The following is a 1663-nucleotide window of genomic DNA, read 5'->3' on the forward strand; positions in this document are numbered from 1 at the left end:
TTTTTAGCGTAAAGGCAACTTCAAATAAATGAGCTTTAGGGTCGACCGCATGAATATGATAATGCATAAAGAATTCCGAATGAGTGGCAAGTCGCAATCAAAACGATTGAGCTATAATAACCAATGCTGCCAAAATTGACTCACTTAAGCAAACGAATCCCATTTTAGGCAAAATATTACCCATAAAAAGCGTTTTTACTGGAGTGATAGTTCAAAGAGTTGATAGTATTATCAATAGCATCAATGCAGTTATCTAATGAGGGCACCCAAATGGCCGAAGAAACCATATTTAGCAAAATTATCCGCCGTGAAATTCCAGCGGATATTTTATACCAAGATGAATTAGTCACCGCATTTCGGGATATTACTCCGCAAGCTCCTACGCATATTTTGATTATCCCTAATCATTTAATCGCGACAGCAAATGATGTTAAAGCGTCTGATGAAAAAGCATTAGGACGAATGATAACAGTAGCTGCCAAACTTGCTGATGAAGCCGGTATTGCAGAAGACGGTTATCGTTTAATAATGAATTGCAATAAACATGGCGGTCAAGAGGTGTACCATATTCATATGCATCTTTTAGGGGGTAAACCATTAGGCCCAATGTTGAGTCGTGGATAATGAAAATTAACAGTGATTTTTTTCCGTTAACTGAAGTTGCTACACGCTTTGTCAACCAGTTGGCTCAGTGCCGTCGTTTAGGGCTTACTGTGCAAGAAGCCAGCGAGCATCACGTGTTAATTGAGTTGCCTTACAGTCAAGATATTATTGGTTACCCAGACACCGGAGTCATTCACGGTGGGGTGATCACAACCTTGATCGATACCGCTTGTGGCACCGCCGTGGTATGCGCCATTTTGAAAAAGTACCAATCGTTAGAGTTGTCTCCAACATTGGATTTACGTGTCGATTACATGAAACCTGCCGAGCCTCATAAGTCAGTTTATGCCTTTGCTGAATGCTATCGTTTATCGTCAAGCGTTGCCTTTACCCGCGCGATAGCATATCAAGACAGCATTGATGAACCTATCGCTCACGCGGTGGGATCTTTTATGCGCATTAGTCCAGAAATGGTCGGCGAAGAGTTTCGTCAAGTGTTAATGGGTAATTTACCGGGGGCGACATCATGAGCGAGCCAACCCAACTAGAGACACAAAAGGCTTTAGATGTTCAAGATGTGGTTAAACGAGCCATTGAACTGAATGATTATAGTTACTTACTTGAGAAAGTACCTTACTCACAATTTATTGGCATGTCAGTGGCCCGTTTTGGTGATGAAATGGTATTTAGACTGCCAGCTAAAGATGACAACATTGGTAATCCGATTTTACCTGCGATACATGGCGGAGTGCTTGCTGGGTTTATGGAAATGTCGGCAATTGTGCAACTAATGGTATTTATGCAAGCCAAAAAAGTGCCTAAAATCGTTGATTTTTCAATTGATTATTTACGCGCAGGTTTACACCAAGACACATTCGCAGAATGTAAAATTACTCGCCAAGGCCGCCGCGTGGCTAACGTCAGTATGAATTGTTGGCAAACCAACCGTAAACAATTAATAGCCACAGCTAGAGCACATTTTTTGCTAGATTAAATCAACGCTTTACATTAACAGCAAATAAGGGAATAGCATGAAAATAACGTCAATCTTTGTGTTCGC

3 protein-coding genes are annotated in these 1663 nt (G+C 41.1%); all 3 read left to right on the forward strand.

Annotation, left to right across the window (positions count from 1 at the left end; genetic code table 11):
- The first annotated feature begins 270 nt into the window (after positions 1-270).
- The 3 genes from hinT to CXF78_RS16775 are packed head-to-tail and all read left to right on the forward strand — an operon-like array spanning position 271 to position 1597.
- On the forward strand, positions 271-624 hold the full coding sequence (gene hinT, locus CXF78_RS16765) for a purine nucleoside phosphoramidase (RefSeq protein ID WP_102037414.1): 354 nt from the start codon (positions 271-273) through the stop codon (positions 622-624).
- Positions 624-1133, forward strand: coding sequence for a PaaI family thioesterase (locus tag CXF78_RS16770; RefSeq protein ID WP_011636994.1), 510 nt, complete (start codon positions 624-626; stop codon positions 1131-1133). The genes hinT and CXF78_RS16770 overlap by 1 nt, the downstream gene beginning before the upstream one ends.
- Entirely contained in the window at positions 1130-1597 is a 468-nt protein-coding gene (locus CXF78_RS16775; RefSeq protein WP_102037413.1) for a PaaI family thioesterase, read from the forward strand. The genes CXF78_RS16770 and CXF78_RS16775 overlap by 4 nt, the downstream gene beginning before the upstream one ends.
- The last annotated feature ends 66 nt before the right edge of the window (positions 1598-1663 follow it).

Origin of the sequence: Shewanella sp. 11B5 (genome assembly GCF_002836795.1) — a bacterium.
In the GTDB taxonomy this organism is placed as follows: Bacteria; Pseudomonadota; Gammaproteobacteria; order Enterobacterales; family Shewanellaceae; genus Shewanella; species Shewanella frigidimarina.

What these genes read in the sequence shown, in the direction of transcription:
- hinT (WP_102037414.1), top strand. Translation starts at nt 271, where the DNA reads ATGGCCGAAGAAACCATATTTAGCAAAATTATCCGCCGTGAAATTCCA.
- CXF78_RS16770 (WP_011636994.1), top strand. Translation starts at nt 624, where the DNA reads ATGAAAATTAACAGTGATTTTTTTCCGTTAACTGAAGTTGCTACACGC.
- CXF78_RS16775 (WP_102037413.1), top strand. Translation starts at nt 1,130, where the DNA reads ATGAGCGAGCCAACCCAACTAGAGACACAAAAGGCTTTAGATGTTCAA.